21 protein-coding genes are annotated in these 20,216 nt (G+C 66.0%); 11 read left to right on the top strand and 10 right to left on the bottom strand.

Translation table 11 applies throughout. From position 1 onward, the window contains the following. Positions 1-44 precede the first annotated feature (44 nt). On the top strand, positions 45-1,589 hold the full coding sequence (locus tag RGD00_RS19690; protein WP_310458979.1) for a Fic family protein: 1,545 nt from the start codon (positions 45-47) through the stop codon (positions 1,587-1,589). A gap of 11 nt (positions 1,590-1,600) precedes the next feature. Here RGD00_RS19690 and RGD00_RS19685 read toward each other — a convergent pair whose 3' ends face one another. The 9 genes from RGD00_RS19685 to RGD00_RS19645 form a co-directional block, all read right to left on the bottom strand. Further along, positions 1,601-2,245: an antitoxin of toxin-antitoxin stability system gene (locus RGD00_RS19685; protein WP_310458978.1), complete on the bottom strand. Its 645-nt coding sequence runs from the start codon at positions 2,243-2,245 to the stop codon at positions 1,601-1,603. Continuing rightward, the gene (locus RGD00_RS19680) at positions 2,238-2,654 is read right to left on the bottom strand and encodes a hypothetical protein (protein WP_076623800.1); all 417 of its coding nucleotides are present in this window, start codon (positions 2,652-2,654) and stop codon (positions 2,238-2,240) included. The genes RGD00_RS19685 and RGD00_RS19680 overlap by 8 nt, the downstream gene beginning before the upstream one ends. 65 nt (positions 2,655-2,719) lie before the next feature. Further along, positions 2,720-3,268 carry a hypothetical protein gene (locus RGD00_RS19675; protein ID WP_310458977.1) on the bottom strand — a complete coding sequence of 183 codons (549 nt, stop codon included), beginning with the start codon at positions 3,266-3,268 and terminating at the stop codon, positions 2,720-2,722. Between the two features lie 200 nt (positions 3,269-3,468). Then, on the bottom strand, positions 3,469-3,633 hold the full coding sequence (locus RGD00_RS19670) for a hypothetical protein (RefSeq protein WP_110476885.1): 165 nt from the start codon (positions 3,631-3,633) through the stop codon (positions 3,469-3,471). A 414-nt stretch (positions 3,634-4,047) separates the two neighbouring features. After that, positions 4,048-4,353: a hypothetical protein gene (locus tag RGD00_RS19665; protein WP_310458976.1), complete on the bottom strand. Its 306-nt coding sequence runs from the start codon at positions 4,351-4,353 to the stop codon at positions 4,048-4,050. Positions 4,354-4,450: 97 nt separating this feature from the next. Beyond that, on the bottom strand, positions 4,451-6,577 hold the full coding sequence (locus RGD00_RS19660) for a ParB/RepB/Spo0J family partition protein (protein ID WP_310458975.1): 2,127 nt from the start codon (positions 6,575-6,577) through the stop codon (positions 4,451-4,453). A gap of 116 nt (positions 6,578-6,693) precedes the next feature. Beyond that, the gene (locus RGD00_RS19655; RefSeq protein ID WP_310458974.1) at positions 6,694-7,170 is read right to left on the bottom strand and encodes a JAB domain-containing protein; all 477 of its coding nucleotides are present in this window, start codon (positions 7,168-7,170) and stop codon (positions 6,694-6,696) included. 126 nt (positions 7,171-7,296) lie between these two features. After that, entirely contained in the window at positions 7,297-7,692 is a 396-nt protein-coding gene (locus RGD00_RS19650; protein WP_111774767.1) for a DUF2958 domain-containing protein, read from the bottom strand. Next, on the bottom strand, positions 7,689-8,651 hold the full coding sequence (locus RGD00_RS19645; RefSeq protein ID WP_310458973.1) for an ArdC family protein: 963 nt from the start codon (positions 8,649-8,651) through the stop codon (positions 7,689-7,691). Before RGD00_RS19645 ends, RGD00_RS19650 begins: the two co-directional genes overlap by 4 nt. 361 nt (positions 8,652-9,012) lie before the next feature. Here RGD00_RS19645 and RGD00_RS19640 point away from each other — a divergent pair, with 361 nt between their 5' ends. The 4 genes from RGD00_RS19640 to RGD00_RS19625 all read left to right on the top strand — a co-directional run bounded on the left by RGD00_RS19640 (position 9,013) and on the right by RGD00_RS19625 (position 11,837). After that, entirely contained in the window at positions 9,013-9,330 is a 318-nt protein-coding gene (locus tag RGD00_RS19640; RefSeq protein ID WP_310458972.1) for an H-NS histone family protein, read from the top strand. Positions 9,331-9,344: 14 nt separating this feature from the next. Further along, positions 9,345-9,962, top strand: a complete 618-nt coding sequence (locus tag RGD00_RS19635; RefSeq protein WP_310458971.1) for a plasmid pRiA4b ORF-3 family protein — start codon at positions 9,345-9,347, stop codon at positions 9,960-9,962. 338 nt (positions 9,963-10,300) lie between these two features. After that, positions 10,301-10,606 (top strand): helix-turn-helix domain-containing protein, encoded by a 306-nt coding sequence (locus RGD00_RS19630; RefSeq protein WP_310458970.1) that lies wholly within the window; start codon positions 10,301-10,303, stop codon positions 10,604-10,606. Next, complete coding sequence (locus RGD00_RS19625) at positions 10,596-11,837, top strand: type II toxin-antitoxin system HipA family toxin (RefSeq protein ID WP_310458969.1); 1,242 nt, start codon at positions 10,596-10,598, stop codon at positions 11,835-11,837. Before RGD00_RS19630 ends, RGD00_RS19625 begins: the two co-directional genes overlap by 11 nt. A gap of 421 nt (positions 11,838-12,258) precedes the next feature. On the opposite strand, the gene RGD00_RS19620 is transcribed toward RGD00_RS19625, so the two are convergent. Next, positions 12,259-13,170 carry a LysR family transcriptional regulator gene (locus RGD00_RS19620; protein ID WP_310458968.1) on the bottom strand — a complete coding sequence of 304 codons (912 nt, stop codon included), beginning with the start codon at positions 13,168-13,170 and terminating at the stop codon, positions 12,259-12,261. 104 nt (positions 13,171-13,274) lie between these two features. Here RGD00_RS19620 and RGD00_RS19615 point away from each other — a divergent pair, with 104 nt between their 5' ends. The 6 genes from RGD00_RS19615 to RGD00_RS19590 all read left to right on the top strand — a co-directional run bounded on the left by RGD00_RS19615 (position 13,275) and on the right by RGD00_RS19590 (position 20,045). Further along, positions 13,275-14,075 carry an SDR family NAD(P)-dependent oxidoreductase gene (locus RGD00_RS19615; RefSeq protein ID WP_310458967.1) on the top strand — a complete coding sequence of 267 codons (801 nt, stop codon included), beginning with the start codon at positions 13,275-13,277 and terminating at the stop codon, positions 14,073-14,075. Positions 14,076-14,206: 131 nt separating this feature from the next. After that, on the top strand, positions 14,207-15,244 hold the full coding sequence (locus RGD00_RS19610; RefSeq protein WP_310458966.1) for a TRAP transporter substrate-binding protein: 1,038 nt from the start codon (positions 14,207-14,209) through the stop codon (positions 15,242-15,244). A gap of 92 nt (positions 15,245-15,336) precedes the next feature. Continuing rightward, the gene (locus RGD00_RS19605; protein ID WP_310458965.1) at positions 15,337-16,524 is read left to right on the top strand and encodes a CaiB/BaiF CoA transferase family protein; all 1,188 of its coding nucleotides are present in this window, start codon (positions 15,337-15,339) and stop codon (positions 16,522-16,524) included. 46 nt (positions 16,525-16,570) lie between these two features. Beyond that, on the top strand, positions 16,571-18,208 hold the full coding sequence (locus RGD00_RS19600; RefSeq protein ID WP_310458964.1) for a class I adenylate-forming enzyme family protein: 1,638 nt from the start codon (positions 16,571-16,573) through the stop codon (positions 18,206-18,208). A gap of 16 nt (positions 18,209-18,224) precedes the next feature. After that, positions 18,225-19,199, top strand: coding sequence for a hydroxymethylglutaryl-CoA lyase (locus tag RGD00_RS19595; protein WP_310458963.1), 975 nt, complete (start codon positions 18,225-18,227; stop codon positions 19,197-19,199). 39 nt (positions 19,200-19,238) lie between these two features. Next, entirely contained in the window at positions 19,239-20,045 is an 807-nt protein-coding gene (locus RGD00_RS19590) for an enoyl-CoA hydratase/isomerase family protein (RefSeq protein ID WP_310458962.1), read from the top strand. The last annotated feature ends 171 nt before the right edge of the window (positions 20,046-20,216 follow it).

Raw genomic sequence — 20,216 nt, 5'->3', positions numbered from 1 at the left:
TACACCGACTTTAGATCAATCATCGAAACCAAGAACTGAATTTCATGGAACAGGCGCAAAGGAATCCGTTTTCAGGTGCCGTAACCGTTTTTCACGAGCGCTGGCTCCCTGAGGAGGCCACACCTGCGGGCTATGCTGCGCTGATTGATGCCTATGCGCTCGCAACGCCCCTGCCCCGGACACTTTCCGCCATCGGCCCACGTCACAAGGTCTACGCGGCCGACGGCTGGCGCCTCTACACGCCCCGCCATGCACCCGAGACGAGCCTCATCGGTCACCTGACCTTCGCGCTGCGCTACGAGGGACTGGATCTGGCGGTTCTCAAGCGGCTGTTCAAGGCAACCGGACCGGAGCCGATCCAGGCCATTGTCGAGGCTGCCCCGACGGGCAGCTACGCGCGCAGGATCTGGTTCCTCTATGAGTGGCTCCTCGGCGAGGAATTGGATTTGCCCGACGCCACGCGCGGCAATTACGCGCCCGTGGTCGATGCCAGGCTCCAATGGGACGCAGAGGGCGCCCCCTCGACGCGCCACCGTGTCCGCAACAACCTGCCCGGCACCCCCGATTTCTGCCCGATGATCTTCCGCACAGATGCAATCGAGGCCTTCATTGCCCGCGATCTGGCAGCCGAAGCCCGCGCTGTGCTGGCCGAGGTGCCCGCCGATCTGCTCGCACGTACTGCGGCCTTCCTGCTGCTCAAGGATTCACGGTCGAGTTTCCAGATCGAAGGCGAGAACCCGCCCCAGGATCGTATCCGGCGCTGGGGCCAGATCATCGGTGAAGCCGGGCGGCATCCGATCGACCGGGCAGAACTCGAACGCCTCCAACGCATCGTCATCGGCGATGCCCGCTTCGTCCATCTGGGCCTGCGGCAGGACGGCGGCTTCATTGGCGAGCACGACCGCGCGACCGGCGCCCCCCTGCCCGATCACGTCAGCGCCCGGCATGAAGATCTGCCCGCGCTGATCGCCGGGCTCGAAGCGTTCGACCGCGACGTCGCCCCGGGGCTCGACCCTGTTCTGGCTGCCGCCGGCCTCGCCTTCGGATTCGTCTATATCCACCCGTTCGAGGACGGTAACGGGCGCCTTCATCGCTACCTGATCCACCACGTGCTTGCTGCACGCGGCTTCAATCCGCCCGGGCTGGTCTTCCCGGTGTCGGCGGTGATCCTCGAACGGATCGAGGCCTACCGACAGGTGCTCGAGAGCTATTCGCGTCGACTGCTGCCCCATGTCAGCTGGCGCCCAACCGATCGCGGAAACGTCGAGGTGCTGAACGACACCGGCGATTTCTATCGCTTCTTCGATGCCACGCCCCATGCCGAATTCCTCTTCGCCTGCGTGGCCCAGACGATCGACCATGACCTGCCAGCAGAGACCCGGTTCCTGCGTGCCTATGACGGGTTCAAGTCCCGCATCTCGGGCCTGATCGACATGCCGGACCGCGTGCTCGACCTGCTGTTTCGTTTCCTGCACCAGAACGGTGGCAGGCTTTCCGGACGCGCCAGAGCGAAGGAATTCGCCGCTCTGACCGACGCGGAGGCCGACCGGATCGAAGCTATCTATGCGGAGTTGCGGGAGGAGTTCTGAGGCGTTGCACCTCACCCGAACCGCTGCCCCGCCTCGGTGAACGTGTAGCCGTTGGCGATGATGGCCTCATCGACAACTTCATCCGAGGACAGATAATCGTATTCGCGCTCGAGCTGGCGGTAGAGCCAGCGGGCGAGATCGCGCAACGCCTCGATCACGCCTTCCTCGGCATCGGCGGTCATGTCCTGATATGTCGGACTGTCACGCTCGACCGAGATCCCCATGCAATATTCGTGACAATAATGGCCGCGATGGCTGGCCTCGGCGCGAAGCTGGTAGAAATTGCGCCGCTGGATCGCCTGCAGGGCATCGGCGATGCAGTGCAGTTCGGTGTCCTTAGGCGCATATTCCCGGATTAGGCGCGGCGCGCCCTTGCGGTAGGCATAGAAGGTTTCAAAGCACGCGCCATCCCCCTGGTTCCAGAAGCCCCGGAACCAGATGCAGGGTTCCCGTCGTGTGCCGCCGCCCATCAACCGGACGGTTCGGGTCTTGAGGTTCAGCCCGAGGATTTCGGCGACGCGCTGGAAATCCTCATAGACGGCATCGTACCAGTCATCGTCGAAGCCGCCTTCGCGATACCAGGCGCGGGCTTTGTCCCTGGCCGCATCGGAAAGCTCTTCGAGGCGATAGACAGTGATCTCGATGACCTCACTCATAGGGATTGCCTCCCTCCAGAACGATGGAAAGCCAACCATCGGTATTGATCCAGTCCACCGTCTCGCCGGTAGCGAGATCGAGAACGTGCGCCCCGCCGCCGAACCCGTCGATCCTCGGGCGTGAGCAGCTATTGGCGTATTGCATCCCCCATAGGCCGGTCAGACCGAACTCCTTCGCGCAGCGTTTGACGAATTGGATGACATGCTCAGGATCGCCGGTGCCATCATCGTGCATCCAGAGCTGGGTTCCGCCATGCTCGGGTTGAATGGAAAGCAGAAACCCGTCCGAAGGCGGATCCTCAGCGGCATTCTCATCCGAGAGCGCATTGTAGAGATCGAGCGCACGGGCGGCCTGCTCGGGGGTGCCCACATCGAGCAGGCAGGAGAAATGGGTGAAATAGTCGGCCATGATGGTCTCCGGGCATGACATGGCCCGGCGTGACACCGGGCCGAATGGGATGGAAAGGGTGAAGCTCAGGCGGCCTGTGGCAGGCGGAGCAAATCGGCCGCGGTCTCGCGCCAGAAGGGATCAACCAACCGTGCCTCCAGCGCAGCGGCGCGGTAACGCAGCCGTCTCGCATCCCCGGGCTCCGAGGCTCGGAATGCCATACCGCGCAGTCGGCTGGCCTCGGTCACAATCCTGCGTGCCTCGGCATCGGATGCGACCGGCTGCTGCCAGAGGATAATGCCGGCGCGGATTTCGCCGGCGAGGACCAGGCGCTGATCGCGGTCCTGAATGAGCATGATGCGCGGCTGGAAATACGGAAAGCTATTCGGCCCCGTGCAAATATCACCGCGCGACAGGCGCAAGGCTGCGGCCTGGATGGCCTCCTCCGGTGACAGGCATTCCCCAAGCGGGATCACGCGATCAAAGATTTTCGCCGCGTCACTGGCGTCATAGCTGGCGACGCCGAGGCAAGAGATGCGCAGCGGCAGCTTTTGCGACCGATACAGCGCGGGCAGAACATCAGCCGCCAGAATCTGGCCGATGGAGCGGAAGGTTTCGGAACGGGCAAAGGTCATCGGGATCACTCCATGACGGGCGCCGGCGAGCCTCTCTCTCCAGCCCTCAACCCGTCACGGCCGAAAGGCCCGCACTCTTCCTCTCTGACCGGGCTTGTTCCCGGTTCCGCTGCCGACGATGGGGGACCATCGAGAGGCACTGAAGGCCCGAAGCGCGGGTCTCCGCGCTCGGGCCGTTTGGGGTGAGGCGCTTTCGCGCCTTACTCCCATGGATCCAGTTCCAGCTTCACCATGTCCTCATCGCCGTCGAACTCGTCGGCGGGCATGGCGCCGTGGGTTCCGTCCCCAGCCTGGAACACGACGACTACGACCATCAGCGTGGCGGCGAGGCTGGCGGCGAAAGCGGTGGCATCTGCATAGGACATCGGGATTGGCTCCTGTCACTGGAGGCGGGGGACCATCCCCCGCGCGACAGGCGCCCGACGTGTCTGACCGGATCTGCACTCACCCTCGGGCGTTCGGACTTTTCCGAATCCCCGAGGGCGGCACGCGTGCGTAAGCCGACCCCTCGGGGGTTGAATGTCAAAGAGACGGATCAGACCAAGGTTAGCGAATGGAAGTGTGGGTGGTGTCTTGCATCCGACAGGCGCCGGATACCCGTTGCAGATGTTTCGCCCGGCTGGCCCTTGCCGCCACGTTGGCAGCAGGAATGTGTTCGAGGACGGGGGCAGACACCGATGCCGAACATGATGAGCGGCACTGTCGTGAAGCTGGAACCGGAGCCATACAGGCCGATGACAGGAAGACGGTGGCGGCTATCGTCGGACGTGAACAGGCCTTCAGTCCCAGAGTCCATCGGCAATCTCGCGGGCGATCATCGCGCGCGCTCTCATCATCAAGTCGTCACCGCTGGTGTCGATGTGACCGTCGAACCGGGCATGACCGCCGTTCGCGGTCCAATCGGCGTAGCGGCAATATTCGCGGGCTTCGAGACGGAAGGCGCGCATGTCGTCCGCCCAATGCGGCTTCGGCTCCACCACCACCGTGATGCCGTCGCAGGTTTCCTCCCAGGGCAGCGTGCGTTCGGATGGCGGACTGGCGCGGTTCTCACGGAATATCCGGTCGATATCGATCGTCGCGGGCATCGGGTTACTCCAAAGGAAAAGCCCGGTCACGGGGACCGGGCAAGTTGCGGAAACGGAAGGGATGTGGCGGGGCAGCAAAGGCCACCCCGCCTGAGCATCATTCGGCGGCGACCATGGACTGCTCCTCGTCCTCCGTGGCGTCTTCATCCTCGCCATCGCCGACAAGGAATTCAGGCAGATCATCCGCCTCTGTGTCGCCCCCGGCATCCATAGCGATATCGGCATCACGATCTACCATGCGCAGCGGCTCCGGAAGCCAGCCGGTTTCAGCCAGCAGGCGCTCGGCCTCCTTGGCCATATCGCCCTTCTTCAGATGGTCGATGAGCTGCGCCGCCCGTTCGCCGGCGCCTTCGCGCACCGCCTCGATGATCCGCGGCTTGGTCACGCGGCCGAGATAGTTGCCGACGGTCGGCCGCCAGCCCACCGCCACCATGTCGAGGCCCGTTGCCCGCGCCAGCCGGTCGGCCTGGGACAGGCGCACATCGAGCCCGTGCTGGCTGACGCCCATGCCGCCATAGGGGTTGGGCTTCTCGTGCAAGGCGTTGACGCCGAAGCTGATGCAATGGGCGAGCAACTCCATGCGGGTGTCGTCGTCCTGATCGGAGAGCCAGCCCCAGAGCGCGGCATCGTCAGCCGGGATGTGATCGCCCCAGCGTTCGTGCCGCTCGGCGATGGCGCGCGCCGAGACGCTTTCGCCGAGGTCGTCGGCTTGCGCCGGGAAGTGAACCTCCCGGACATGGGCCTCCAGGCACCCCCTTGTGGAGTGCGGCAGGAAGCAATCGGTGACCAGCCGATGCAGCAGCGCCGTCATCGCGACATGCGGGTTGGCCGCCACGGCATCGCGGAGCGCCAGCGTGCGATGCGCGGTCAGCTCGCTGACGAGGCGATCGGGCAGAGGCCGGATGGTCTCGACCTCATCGTCCTCCTCGGATTCCGTCGCCGTGCCACCCACCATGATGACCGAGCGCTGCACACCACCGGACTCGCCGCCCTCGGGAGAACACCCATCGGCACCCTGCCCTTCCTGACCTTCCACCGTCTCGTCGTCAGCACGGACATAGCCGCGCTCGACGGCGAGCTGGCCGTCGTGGCGAATGCTGACGAAGACACCGGCACGGGCCATCTGATCGGCGTCATAGCGCATCGGCCGGGCCTCGAAGGCCTCCAGCGCCTCCTCGATCTCGGCGAGGCGGGCATCAACCTCGTCGGGGAACTCGTCGGCCTGGGCATATTCCGCTTCCAGCGCGTCGAACTCGTCCCGCAGCTTCTCACGCTCGGCACGCTCCTCGTCGGTCAGGTCGATGGTGGTACCGGCCAGACGGCGCATGCCGCTGGTATGGCCATAGGGGAAGTCCACGGCGACCTCGATCCACTTCCAGCCCTCGGCGGCGATGGTCTCCGCCTCGGCCTTCAGTTTCTCGCCCGCCAACCGGTCGAGCAGCACGGGGTCCTGCAGCCAGCCGCCATCGTCCTGCTGGAAGAGATCGCGCAGCATATAGCCGCCCGCCGCCTCATAGGCCTCGATGCCGACGAAGAGAGCCCGCTTGTCGGAAGCGCGCACCGTGGTCTCGGTCAGCATGCGTCGGATCGTGTAAGGCTCCTTCTGCCAGCCATCCTTGATCGCCTCCCAGACCTGTTCCTGCCGGGCATGGTCGTCGGAAATCGTGAAGGCCATGAGCTGCTCCAGCGACATGCCGTCCTCGGCATAGGTCTCGAGCAGCGCAGGCGAGACCGAGACCAGGCGCAGGCGCTGCTTCACGACTTTGGCGTCGACGAAGAAGGCGGCGGCGATTTCCTCCTCGCTCATGCCCTTCTCACGAAGGACCTGGAAGGCGCGGAACTGGTCGAGCGGATGCAGCGGCGCGCGCTCGATATTCTCGGCCAGCGACACCTCGTCGATCAGGATATCGTTTCCGGCATCCGAGACGATACAGGGCACCGGCGCGGTCTTGTTGAGGCGCTTCTGCTTGACCAAGAGTTCCAGCGCACGATAGCGGCGGCCGCCAGCCGGCACTTCGAAGAGGCCGGTTTCCTGCCCTTCGGCGTCGAGCTCGGGGCGGACATGCAGGGACTGGATCAGCCCGCGGCGGGCGATGGACTCGGCCAGCTCCTCGACCGAGATGCCGGCTTTCACGCGCCGGACATTGGACTGGCTGAGCACCAGCTTGTTGAAAGGGATGTCGCGCGAGGACGACAGGGTGATCTTCTGCGTGGCAGTGGCCATGTCAGGGTCTCCATGACGGACGCCGGGGAGCCTCTCTCTCCGGCAACCAGCCCGTCACGAAACCCCCACCCTCCTTTCCCTCTCTAGGCCGAGCCGGGGATGAACGCGCAGACCCATCAGAGCTCGCCGCGGGCACGCAGGCTGGTCTCCCGGCCAGCACCGGTGATGATGTGGTCGTGCAGCACTACCCCCAGAGACGCACAGGCGTTCCGGATTTCTTTCGTCATCGCGAGGTCGGCGGCTGAGGGCTCGGGATCGCCGGCCGGATGATTGTGGACGATGATCAGCGCCGAGGCATTGAGCGCCAGGCAGCGCCGCAGCACCTCCCGGGGATAGACCGGGACATGATCGACCGTGCCGGTGGCGAGGCACTCGTCGGAGATCAGCCGGTTCCTGCGGTCGAGATAGAGGACATGGAAGCGCTCCACATCGCCCCTGATGGTGAGAGCACAGTAGTCGAGCACTGCTTGCCAGGACGTCAGGACAGGGTTCTGGTTGAGGTGACGCAGCAGGATCTGCCGGGCCTCATAGACTACGGCCTGCTCCTGGGCAGAGAAGCGGAGTCTCTGCGGTTCGACGGCGGGTGTTCTCATGTTTCGTATCATGGTGCTGTTCCCCGACGGGCAGCCGGCCGGGCGCCGAACTTTCACCGCGTCACAAGGAGAAGCGCCGCCCTCTTCCTGCGAAGTGAGCGGCGCGAAAGCTGCAGAGCGTGGACCTCAGGAACGCGGGGGCTCCATATCGGGATGTTTCCCGCCTGGCAGGCGGCCCGAGCGATAAAGCAGCCGCTCGGCATCGCGAATGCTGCCGGTTTCGCGGGCGGCCTCGGCCCAGACCGAGATCGGGAAGTCCCCCGTGAACAGCAGATCCCGCTCGATGCCCATGCCGAAGGGCAGCCGAATGGAGCGCAGTTCGTTGAGGCTCCAGGAGCCAAGCTCCGGGTAGCCAATGTCGGCCAGGCCAAACATGATGTCGCCGTCCTCGTCAAGCTCGGTCGCAAGCCAGACACCGGCGCCAAAGGGATTGAAGAACTTCACGACCGGAATATGATCCTGATCGCGATCGCGGCCATTCGCCAGCAAACGGTCACGCTGTGTGTCGGTCAGGAGGATCATGCCGCGGCCCTCCCTTCCGTCGAGGTTTGCCGATCAACATCGGTGCTGTCGTCGGGCAGATGGGCCAGCAGCCAGTCGGCCGCCTTGCTGGCCTGCGAGGCGGCGCGGACGATCGCGCGGGAATCCTCGCGCATCACCTCCAGCCACGCGCCCACGTAATCGGCGTGGCGCACCGTCGGGACGATCCCGAGTGAGGCGCAGCAGAACGCGCTCGAAATCTCGGCGATCAGTTCCTCGAAGGCGTATTTCTTCGTGCCGAAACCACCCGAGAAGTCCCGCCCCAACCGTGAGGCATGTCCTGTCGCGTGCCCCATCTCGTGCAGGGCGGTGCGGTGCCAGTTGATCGGCTCGAAATAGGCCTGCGGAGGTGGCACCTGCACATAATCGAGCGCGGGAACATAAAAGGCGCGGTTGCCACCGATCCGGAAGTCGATGCCGGTCGCCGCGATCAATGCCTCGACCCGCGGCTCGATCAGCCCGAGCGGCGGTGGCGGTGCCTCGACGGCGATGTCGTCGGGCAGACCCTCGCATTGCGCCGCGTTGAACACGGTAAAGCGCTTCAGAAACGGGATGCTGTTTGCGTCCTCCCCGGTCTCCCGAGCACGGCGCTTCTCGTCGTCAGGCGTGAAGCGGTCGGCATAGACGACGGTCGTGCCCCGCTCGCCCTTGCGGACATTACCGCCGAGCGACAGCGCCTGGCGGAAGGTCAGCCAATGCTGGGTTGGATAGCCCTGCTGAATGACGGCGCCCCAGAGGATCAGGACATTGATCCCGGAATACTGCCGACCCGTGCTGGCGTTGCGCGGCACGGCGAGCGGCGCCTGCGCCGCCGCCGTCCCCCAGGGCTGGACCCATGGCAGCCGGCCGTCCTCCAGCTCGGCGATGATCTTGTCGGTGATGTCGTCATAAAGGTTCGTGCGCGGACCGCTCTTGCGGGCCGCGCGATGCTCTCTGGCCATCGGAATGATCTCCGCGACGGGCGCCAGAGGCCTCTCCTCCAGCCCTCAACCCGTCACGGAAAACCCGCCCGCACTTTCACTCTCAGGGGGCGTTGCGGGGCCTCCCCGCTGATGGGGGTGCGTCGGCAACGCCAGTGCCGACCAAGGGGAAGGCTTTCCCCCAGACAATCCTCACATGCTGCCGCGTCAGGCATAAAAAGGCAAAAGCCACCAACCGCGAGCCGCCAATCCCCGACGTGTTGTAATCCCCAGGATATCTGCGCTTATCTGACACGCAATCGCGGTGCATGCTTTCCAGCGCCAGACGCCTTCCTTCCCGCGAGCTCTGGCTCAAAGCCAACGGGCAATAAATGAGGACCAGATGACCGATATCGATCTTAACGCTTTGTCGCTCCCCGAGCTGAAGCAGTTGCAAACGAGTGTGGCGAAAGCCATCGCCAGTTTCGAGGCCCGTCGCAAGGCCGAGGCCCGCGCCAAGGTTGACGACTTGGCCCGCGAACTCGGTTTCAGTTTCGACGAGCTTGCGGAAGCCGCTCCCACCCGGAAACGCGCGGCGTCTGCGCCCAAGTACCGCCATCCGGAAAACGCCGAAATCACCTGGTCCGGCCGTGGGCGCAAACCGGCATGGATCGCCGAGGCGCTGGCTTCGGGAAAATCGCTCGAGGATTTTGCGATCTGACCGGGGGACCTGCCTTGTACCAGCCCGCGAATGCCGTCCGCCTGCATGTCTCTCTGGCGGAGATTGACCCGCCGATCTGGCGGCGACTTGTCGTGCCGTCGGACTGGACGCTCGACAGGCTGCATCTGGTGCTGCAGGCCGCGTTCAGCTGGACCGACAGCCATCTGCATGAGTTCCGGATCGGCGGGCTGCGCTATGGCGACCCCGATCAGCTTGAGGATGGTTTCGGGGGCCCGCAGACCTTCGACTACACCGGGGTCAGGCTGACGGATTTCACCGGCCAGGATCTGACCTTCACTTACCTCTACGACTTTGGCGATGACTGGACCCATGTGATCCGGATCGAGGAGTGGCTATCCCTCGATCCCCTGCCCCGCCATGCAGAATGCACCGAAGGGGCCCGAGCCCGGCCACCCGAAGATGTCGGCGGCCCCTGGTCCTATGCCGATTTCCTCAAGACCATCCGCGATACGAACCATGAGGACCACAGCTCCAACCTTCGCTGGGCCGGCGGGCATTTCGATCCGGACTGGTTCGACATCGACCTGATCAACAAGGATCTGCGCAACACCTTCCGCAAGAACACCAGCCGACGCCTGCATCAGCCCAAGCCAAAGCCTTCTGGTCGGTGAGCGCAGAGGGCTCGGCCCTCAAGGCGCTGGCAAGGGCCTGATGTCCACTCCGCCCGGCTGTTCAGATTTCTGGCATCGCCTCTGTGCCCGCCTGGATGCATCCCATCGTAAAACAGATCGTCGCCTACGTCTGAAGGCCGCCCCCCATCAGATACGCTCCTTATGTGCGACCGGATTGCGCGTCTTGCCGTCGTTCCTTGGCTCCCACATCAATGTTACCTATACGTATCTTCAGACAACATGAAGATATGGGTACAGATCATATTCTTGCTGTTTTATCGGGATGATGATATGTTTTCAGATCAATAACGATCACATGAATCGCAAAGGTATCCTTGGTGCCCGAAACAACCTCTCTTCACACGATCGGCGCACAGCTTCGCCGGGCGCGGCTGGCCGCCGGGTTGACCCAGGAACAGGTCGCCGAGTTGGCTGGCATTTCCCGCCCGCGCTACCGCGACATCGAGACGGGCGCTGCCGCCGCGCGCGCCACTACTCTGATGAATGTTGCGCGCGCGCTCGGGCTCGAGATGATGTTGATCCCGCAATTCCTGGTGCCAGCAGTCAACACCTTGCTCAGCCCCGAGGCCGGGGAGGATGCTCCGGCCTTCGCCCCCCAGCCGGAGCCTGCCGATGAGCGCTGAACGCACTGCCGCCAACGTTCAGGCTCTCGACATTTTCCTGAACCAGTACAAGATCGGCACCATCGTCCGAACCCCGGGCGATTTCAACGCTTTCAGCTTCGATGCTGCCTATCGTGCGACAGGTGGATACCCCATCCTCAGTCTCTCCTTCCGGGCGGCGAATGGCGGGCTGCGCAAGGATCCACGGCCGATCGCAGGTGCCCTGCCGGCCTTCTTCGCCAACCTGCTTCCCGAGGACAAGCTGCGCGACGCGATGGAGAAGCATCACGCCGGGCGCGTCCGTCCCGGCAATGACTTCGACCTGCTCGCAGCGCTCGGGGCCGATCTGCCCGGCGCGGTGCGCGCCCTTCCGGGCGACGGCCCTGTCCTGGCCCCGGCGAAGCCCACGCAGACGGCGCCGAAAGCTCGTTTCTCTCTGGCCGGCGTCCAGATGAAGCTCTCGGTGATGAAGAATACCGGCAAGGGCGGCGGGCTGACCGTGCCGCTCGGCGACGGCGACGGACAATATATCGCCAAGTTCCCCTCCACGGCGTTTCCGGCGGTGTCGGAGAACGAATTTGCCAACCTCGCACTGGCCGAAGCGATCGGCATGGAGGTGCCCGAGCGCGAGCTTGTCACCCGCGACCAGTTCGACGGCATCCCGGCGGAATTCGAGACCATGACCGAGGGGCGGGTCCTGCTGCTGCGCCGCTTCGATCGCGGGCCGGGCGGCCAGCGCATCCATATCGAGGATTTCGCCCAGGTGTTCGGCATTCCTCCCGCGCGCAAATACGAAGGTGCAGCCTATCACGACATCGCATCAGCGCTCAGCATCGCCATTTCTCCGTTGGCGGCGCTGGAGTTCGTCCGGCGTCTTGCGCTCTCGGTGATCATGGGCAACGGCGACATGCACCTGAAAAACTGGTCGCTGATCTACCCCGGGGACGGCAACGCCCCTGCCCTCGCGCCCGTCTACGACCTGCTCTCGACCATCCCTTATCTTCCTGCGGACGACCTAGCCCTATCGCTCGGCGGCGAGCGCGCCTTCAAAACACTGACCTCGGCGCGCTGGAAGACTTTCGCTAACCGCGCCAAGCTCCCCGAACCCGCCGTTTTGAAGGCGGTTGCCGAAACCGTTCAGGCGGTCGACGCGCATTGGTGGGATCTGCCCGAACGCGCCGTCGTACCCGGCGCGGTCCTGGAGCGCATCGACGCCCATGTCCGGACGATGACGGCCATTCTGGTCGGGTGACCGGGCGACCGAAGTCGGGAATTTCCAGACAAGCCCCAGTTGGTGATCATGGATCGGCAAGCCATATCGGCAGTGACAATCGGTCCAACCTAATGGCGGGACGGACACTCCATTCAGACGAAATTCATTCAGCCTGCGCGGGTTGCATGAAGATCGCGGCTACGGCGGCTGAATCGCGACGTATCGCGCGAATGAGAAGGAAACAAAGCACGAAAACTCGTGTGCAAATACTGCACATATGACCCATCAAGCATTTGATTTACATCAACAATCCACCTTATCCATCATCGGGGCGACGGACAGCCTGTATGCCTGATCTATATCCATTTCCATCATCTTCCCGGCGCCTCGGGGCATGCGCCGCCAGCATCGGGGGCATATACTATGCGGCGGCGCCGTGACCAAGCCCCCCGGCCCGCCCTCAGGCCGGGCCGCCCTGCTGCCCGCCGCGATAGCGCAGCGCATTGACGAACAGGCCGAAGGCCGCCGAGGGGTTGCGGCGGCTCGGGTAATAGAGGTGCCATCCCGCCCCCAGGGGGCACCAGTTCTCCAGCACCCGGACGAGCCGGCCCGCGGCAACCTCGGGTATGGCCTGGTCTTCCGGCATGTAGGCCACGCCGAGGCCGTCGATCGCCGCGGCCATCCGCAGGGCGGTGCTGTTCACGACGATCTGCCCCTCGACGCGAAGCTCCAGCCTCTCGGCCCCCCGGCCGAAGGCCCAGATGAACATTCCCGTCGGGCTAGGATAGCGCAGCTGGATGCAGTTGTGCAGCGTCAGATCCTGCGGGGTTTCGGGGATCGGATGCCTGCCGAAATAGTCCGGCGAACCGACGACCGCCATACGGATGTCCGGCCCGATGGGCACGGCGATCATGTCGCGCGAAATCAGCTTTCCCAGACGGATGCCGCCATCGTATCCGCCGGTCACGATGTCGTTCAGCCCGTAGTCGGTGGTGATTTCTATCCGGATGTCGGGATACTGGGGCAGAAGCTTCCTGAGCACCGGATAGACGATGGAATGCACGGCGGGCTCGCCGGCAGACAGGCGCAGCGTGCCCGCGGGCTTTTCCCGCAGTTCCATGATCGTCGTCACCTTCGTCTCGATCTCTTCCAGACAGGGCGCAACCGTCTGGAGAAGGTTCCGCCCCGCCTCGGTCAACCCGACGCCCCGGGTCGTCCGTGTCAGCAGACGGACGCCAAGCTCTTCCTCAAGCTTGCGGATGGTCTGGCTCAGGGCCGATTTCGACACGCCCATCCCGGCGGCGCTTCGGGTGAAGCTCCGTTCCTTCGCGACCACGGCGAAGGCGGCCAGGCTGTCGAGGTTCCGTCTCACTGTTCAGTTCTGCTTCACACGCTATGCATCAAGTAGCACCTTCTGCAACAATGGCGCAACCTCTACCCTTCCGCCACGGCTTCCAGAAACAGGGCGGACAGGGTGTGAGCGATCTCAGGGGAAAGGTGGCGTTCGTGACCGGGGGCACGGGGGGCATCGGGCGCGGCATCGCGCTGCGGCTGGCGGCCCGCGGCGCGGATATCGCCGTCAACGGGCGCGACCCGGCAAAGGGCGCCGCCGTCGTCGCAGAGATTAAGGCCATGGGCCGCAGGGCCTGTTTCGTGGCCGGCGATGTCCGGTCGCGGGCCGACATGGACGCGGCCATGGCGGAAACGGTGCGCCGGCTTGGCGGGGTCGACATCGTGGTGGCCAATGCGGGCGGCAGCGATGACGAGGCGCGTTCGCCCAAGGTGCGCGGGCCCTTCCCCGACATCGACCTCGAGCGTGCCGCCGCCTTCATCGCAAAGTCGGTCCTCGGCAAGCTGCTGGTCGTGCAGGCGGCCATCCCGCATCTGCGCGATCGCGGCGGCGGCAGCGTCGTCTTCATCACGACGGAGGGCGGGCGCGCGCCCACGCCGGGCCAGACCGCCGTCGCCACCTTTTCTGCCGGTCTCATCCAGGCCAGCAAGCTGCTGTCGAAGGAACTGGCCCGCGACAGGATCCGCGTCAACTGCGTCTGCGTCACGCTGGTCCGCGACACACCGTCCTGGGACGCGGCCTTCAACACCGAGGGCGGGGTGTCCGACCATCACCGCGGGCAATACGAAAAGATCATCGCGCGCGCGCCCTTCGGCGTCGCATCGGCCGAAGAGATCGGCGACGTGGTGGGCTTTTTCGCCTCGGGTGACTCCCGGTACCTGACCGGCACCGTCGTCAGCCCGACGGGCGGGCTGACCCTGCATTAGGCCGGTCCGGCAGGCGTAACCACCGCGGGGGAACACGCAGACGCAGAACGGGGCCACGCACCTTCCGCCCGCAACGGCAACAGCCACGGGCACACCGCAATCGACATCATCACCACAACCGGGAGGACCTCATGACATCTGAACGTTCGACACCATTGCGCATGTTGCCGGTGGCCATGCTCTGCGCGTCGCTGCTGCCCGCACAGGCGCTTGCGTCGGAGGACATCACGCTCAAGCTCGCCCATCCCCTTCCCGCGACGCATTTCATGTGGGAACACGGCCTCAAGCATTTCACCGAAGAGGTGACGGAAAAGACCGGGGGGAAGGTCAGGTTCGAGGTCTATCCGGCGAACCAGCTCGGGCGGGACTATTACAGCATCATCACCTCCAACCTCGCGGACATCGCCCTCACCATCACGATGTACGCCCCCGACAGGTTCCCGCTGACCTCGATCAACGAACTGCCGGGGTTCTATTCCAGTGCCTGCGAGGGCTCGGCCCGGTACTGGGAACTGGCCAAGCCCGGCGCGACGCTGGACGAATTCGAATACAAGCCCATGGGCCTGCATATCCTGTTCGTCAGCACCTCGCCGCCCTACAGCATGCTGACCACCACCAAGAAGGTCGAGAATCTGGAAACCGCGAAGGGGCTGAAGATCCTCGCCAACGGCATCGGCCTTGTCGCGGCGACGCGGGCGCTCGGCGCCATTCCCATCAGCATTCCGGTCCCAGAACTCTATGACGCCCTGTCGCGCGGCACGGTGGACGGTGCGGTCTATCCGGTGAACTCCACCATGCAATACAAGCTGGAAGAGAAGATGAACTATTCGCTGGATGGCCTGAATTTCGGCTCCGGCAGCTTCTATGTCGGCATGTCGGCCAAGAAGTGGGAAGCGTTGCCGGAGGACGTGCGCGAGATCATGACAGCCGCGGCGGCGACGACGCAGCGCGACCTGTGCCAGTGGCTGGACAATTTCGACAGGGAAAGCCGCGAGTTGCTGGTGCGCGACCACGGGGTGGTTTCCACCACGCTTCCGCCCGCGGATCAGGCCGCATGGCTGGACCGCATCGAGGGCGTCGCGGCGGACTGGGCGGCGCAGATGGACGCCACCGGGCGCAAGGGGACCGAGGTTCTGGAAGCCTGGAAAGCCGCCGGAACCGGCCGGTAGGCGCATCCCGCAGGGCTCCGGCTGCCCGGGGCCCTGCGCATCGCGGGCGGGTTGCCGCCGGTGGCAGGAAAACCATGACAAAGGGATCCGACATGTCCGAAGCCGCCGCCGAAGCCGCAAGGGGCCCCCTGTCCGGCATCAGGATCGTCGAACTGGGCGGCATCGGGCCGACGCTCTTCTGCGGCATGCTTTTGTCGGAACTGGGCGCCGACATCATCCGCATCGACCGCCTCCATGGCTACGAGGGCGGCGACGAGATGGAGATGGAGGCCCGGTTCGACCTGCTGACCCGCGGGCGGCGCGCCGTGCCGCTGGACCTGAAGAAACCGGAATCCGTCCGCGCCGTGCTGCGCATGGTGGAACGGGCCGATGCGCTGATCGAGGGCTTTCGCCCCGGCGTGGCGGAACGGTTGGGCCTTGGTCCCCGGGACTGCATGGCGGCGAACCCGCGGCTGGTCTACGGCCGCATGACCGGATGGGGCCAGACCGGCCCGCTGGCCAGGGCGCCCGGCTATGACATCAACTATATCGCGCTGAGCGGTGTCCTGCATGCGATCGGCCGCGCCGGCCAGCCGCCGGCGGTACCGCTCAATCTGGTGGCGGATTTCGGCGGCGGGTCGCTCTACCTCGCCTTCGGGCTGGTCAGCGCGATCCTCGAAAGCCACCGTTCCGGCAGGGGGCAGGTGATCGACGCGGCGATGGTCGACGGGGCGTCCTCGCTGATGACGCTATTCTACGGGCTGCGGGCCGGCGGGCTGATGGGCGATGCGCGCGGGACCAACCGGCTCGACACCGGCGCGCCCTGGTACGACGTCTACGAGACCCGCGATGGAAAGCATGTGGCGATCGGCACCGGCGAGCGGCGCTTCTACGGGAACGCGCTGAAGGTCCTGGGGCTGGAGGATGCCGGCCTGCCCGACCAGTTCGACCGTGCCGGCTGGCCCCTGATCCGCGCGCGGTTCACCGCGGCCTTCAGGACCCGCACCCGCGACGAATGGGCCGCCATGCCGGAGGCCGCCGAGGCCTGCATCACCCCCGTCCTGTCCATCGGCGAAACCCGGCAGCACCCGCATCTGCAGGCGCGCAACATCCTGTTCGAGATGGACGGCGTACTGCAACCCGGCGTCGCGCCCGGCTTCAGCCGCACCCCCGGCGCCGTGCGGCACCCGCCGCCCCGGCGCGGAAGGTACCGCAAGGACCTGCTGCACGACTGGGGGCTTGCCCCGGCAGAGGTGGACGCGTTGCAGGCCGCCGGGGCGCTGCCCGGCGAGCCGGAATGACCCCGCGCCCCCCGTGGACGGACCCGAGACAATGACGACCGGAGGAATGACAGACGTGGACAACTGGCCCCCGAACCCGACCATTGGCCTGATGCCCGCCGAGGCGGCCCGGCGCTGGCCCGACCGCGAGGCGCTTGTCTTCGAGGGCCGGCGTTGGACCTATCGCGAACTGGACGACGAGATAGCGCGCGCGGCCCGCGCCCTGATCGGCATCGGCGTCGGGCGGGGCGATCATGTCGCGCTGTGGCTGAGCAGCAAGCCGCAGTTCATCTTCCTCTTCTTCGCCATCATCCGCATCGGCGCGGTCGCGGTGCCGATGAGCACGCGCTATCGCCGGATCGAGGTCGAACATGTCCTGCGCAAGCTCGACTGCGCGGTGCTGATCCTCACGCCGCAGGTCGGGCCGGCCGATCTGGCCGCGCTCGCCCGCGAGGTTCTGGGGCTCGACGCGACCCCCGCCGCCGGGGGCAAGGTGGCGGTCGCGGATTTCCCCGCCCTGCGCCGCATCGTCCTGGCCGAACCGGGCGACATGCCCGGCGCCCTGTCCTGGGACGATTTCCTGGGCCATGCCGACGCTGCCCCCGAGGGCGAGGTGGCCCGCCGCGCACAGGCCGTCAGCCCCGATGACATGGCGCTGATCTGCCAGACCTCGGGTTCCACCGGCCTGCCCAAGGGCGCGATGCTGAACCATCGGGTGATCCGCCTCGGCCTCGACCGCACGGCGGCGCAGGGCTTTGCGGAAAGTGACGTGCATATCCACTTCCTGCCGCTGTTCCATTCCTTCGGCCTGCTCGTCCTCACGTTCCACAGCATCCTGACCGGCGGCAGGATCGTCCTGCTGGACCGTTTCGACGCGGCAGAGGTCGTGCGCCTTGTCGACCGCGAAAAGGCGACCACCCTCCACGGCTTCGACACGCATTACCGCGACATCCTCGCCTTCGGCGACCGGCACCCGGAATACGATCTGGGCAGCCTGCGTTTCGCGCTTTTCCCCGCCGGCCCCGAAAGCCTGAGCGGCATCGTGGAAGAGGTGAACCGCCGCCTTTGCCCCACCGGCAGCGGCTATGGCCTGACCGAGACCTCTACCACCGTCACCGCCACGCCGGGGGGCGCGACGCTCGACCAGCGCGCGCGCGCCTCGGGGATGCCGATGCCGGGGGTCGAGCTGCGGATCCTCGACCCCGACACGGGCCGCGACCTGCCGCCCGATGCGCCGGGCGAGATATTGGTGCGCTATTACGGGCTGATGACGGGCTATTACAAACAGCCCGGGGCCACGGCCGAGGCGCTCGACGCCGCGGGCTGGCTGCATACCGGCGACATGGGCCTGCTGCGGCCGGATGGCCATCTGCGCTATCTCGGGCGCTACAAGGACCTGATCAAGGTCGGGGGCGAAAGCGTCTCGCCGGCAGAGATCGAGCATCTTCTGCTGCGCATGGAGGGCGTGGCCGAGGTCGCCGTGGTGGCCGCCCCGGACCCCCGCCTGCGCGAGGTCCCGGCCGCCTTCGTCGTGCCCGGGCCCGGCGCCACGGTCACGCTGGAAGCGGTGGAGCGTTTCTGCACCGGCCAGATTGCCAGCTACAAGGTGCCGCGCCGGGTCATCAGCATCGACGCCCTGCCCCGGCTGCCCGACGGCAAGGTGTTCCGCCGCGCCCTGCGCGAACGGCTGGCCGAAACCGCCTGAAGATACGGAGAGGCCCATGACCGTCCCCGAATGGCGCAGCACCGGCAGGACGCCGGATTTCCCCGCGAAGGTCCGCGTGGTCGAGGTGGGCGCGCGCGACGGCCTGCAATCGGTCCGGCAATGGGTCGGGACGGCCGACAAGATCGCCCTCGTCAACGGCCTGATCGCCACCGGCATACCGGAGCTGGAGGTTTCCTCCTTCGTACCGCCGCGCGCCGTGCCGCAGCTTCGGGATGCGGCAGAGGTCTTTGCCGGGGCGGACCGGCGGACCGGCGCGGTGCTGGCCGCGCTCGTCCCCAACGTCAGGGGCGTCCAGGCCGCGATCGCCGCCGGGGCGGACAGGCTGGTGCTGTTCGTCTCGGCCTCGGAAAGCCACAACCGCAAGAACATGAACGCCTCGCGCGCCGAACGCCTCGCCGCCCTCGCCGAAATGGCGGGGATCGCGCAGGCGGCCGGGGTCGGCTTGCGCGGCGGCATCGCGACGGCCTTCGGATGCCCGTTCGAGGGCGATGTGCCCGTCGCGGATGTCGTCGCCGTCGCGCGGGCCTACCGCAAGGCCGGCATCACCGGCATCATGCTGGGGGACACCACGGGCATGGCCACGCCGCCGCTGGTGTTCGAACGCTGCGCGGCACTGCGCGCGGCGATCCCGGATATCGAGATCGCCCTGCATTTCCACAACACCCGCGGCCTTGGCCTCGCCAATGTCCTTGCCGGGCTTCAGGCGGGTGTCGCGCAGTTCGAATCCTCGGTCGGGGGCATCGGCGGCTGCCCCTTCGTGCCCCGCGCGACCGGCAACATCTGCACCGGGGATCTCGTCCACATGCTGCATGAATGCGGCATCGAGACCGGCATCGACCTCGACGCGCTCTGCGATGTCGCGCTGCGGCTTGAATCGCTGCTCGGGGCGGAACTTCCCGGACAGGTGATGAAGGCGGGCCCGCGGCTGCGGATCAGCCCGCTCGACGCCGCCCCCACCGCGGTGGGATAGGCCGCGGCCCGTTCGGGACAGGGAAAGGACCAGGAACAGATGCTGGACGGCTACGAAAGATACCGGTCCTTCAGGGTCGGAATGCCGGTCGAGGGGGTCTTGTGCATAACGCTCGACCGGCCCGGGGCCCTCAATGCGCTGGACAAGACGGCGCATGCGGAACTGTCCGCCATCTGGCCGCAGGCGGACAGGGACGCGCGCGTCCGGTCCGTGCTGCTGAATGCAGAGGGCCGCGCCTTTTCCGCCGGCGGGGATTTCACCTTCCTGCAAGAGGTGGTGGGCAGCCACGCGGCGCGCGTGAAGGCCTGGCACGAGGTGCGCGATTTCGTCCACAACATCCTGAACTGCACCAAGCCCATCGTCTCGGCGATCCAGGGGCCGGCGGTCGGCGGGGGGCTTGCGGCCGCGCTTCTGGCCGATATTTCCATCGCGTCCAGAACGGCGCGCCTGCTGGACGGGCATACGCGGCTCGGCGTGGTGCCCGGCGATCACGCGCTGCTCATCTGGCCCCTGCTGTGCAGTCTCGCCAAGGTGAAATACCACCTGATGCTGTGCGAGCCGCTGACGGGGGCCGAGGCAGAACGGATCGGCCTCGTCTCATTGGCCGTCGACGAGGCGGAGTTGCAGCAGAAGGCGCTGGACACCGCGGCGCGGCTGGCCGGGGGCGCCCCCACCGCGCTGCGCTGGACGAAACATGCGCTCAACAACTGGGTGCGGGCGGCGGGGCCCCATTTCGACACCGCGCTGGCGCTGGAACTGATCGGCTTCGGCAGTCCCGGCGCGCAGGAGGGGCTTGCCGCCCTGCAGGAAAGGCGAAGGCCGGATTTCCGGCGCGGGAGCGAGTAGGCCCCCAGACGGTGACGCCCGGCCAAAGGCCGGGCGTCGCGGTTTCAGGACAGGGCCATCGTCACCCGAATGCGACGCGGCTTTTCATGGAGCCGAGGGTTTCGACGGTTTCGTTGACCAGCCGGTCGAGCACTTCCTTGGCCGGGATGACGTCGCGGATCACGCTCGATC

The organism is Ruixingdingia sedimenti, from assembly GCF_031432425.1.
Classification (GTDB): Bacteria; Pseudomonadota; Alphaproteobacteria; order Rhodobacterales; family Rhodobacteraceae; genus Ruixingdingia; species Ruixingdingia sedimenti.
This window is presented reverse-complemented; position numbering and strand designations above follow the sequence as displayed.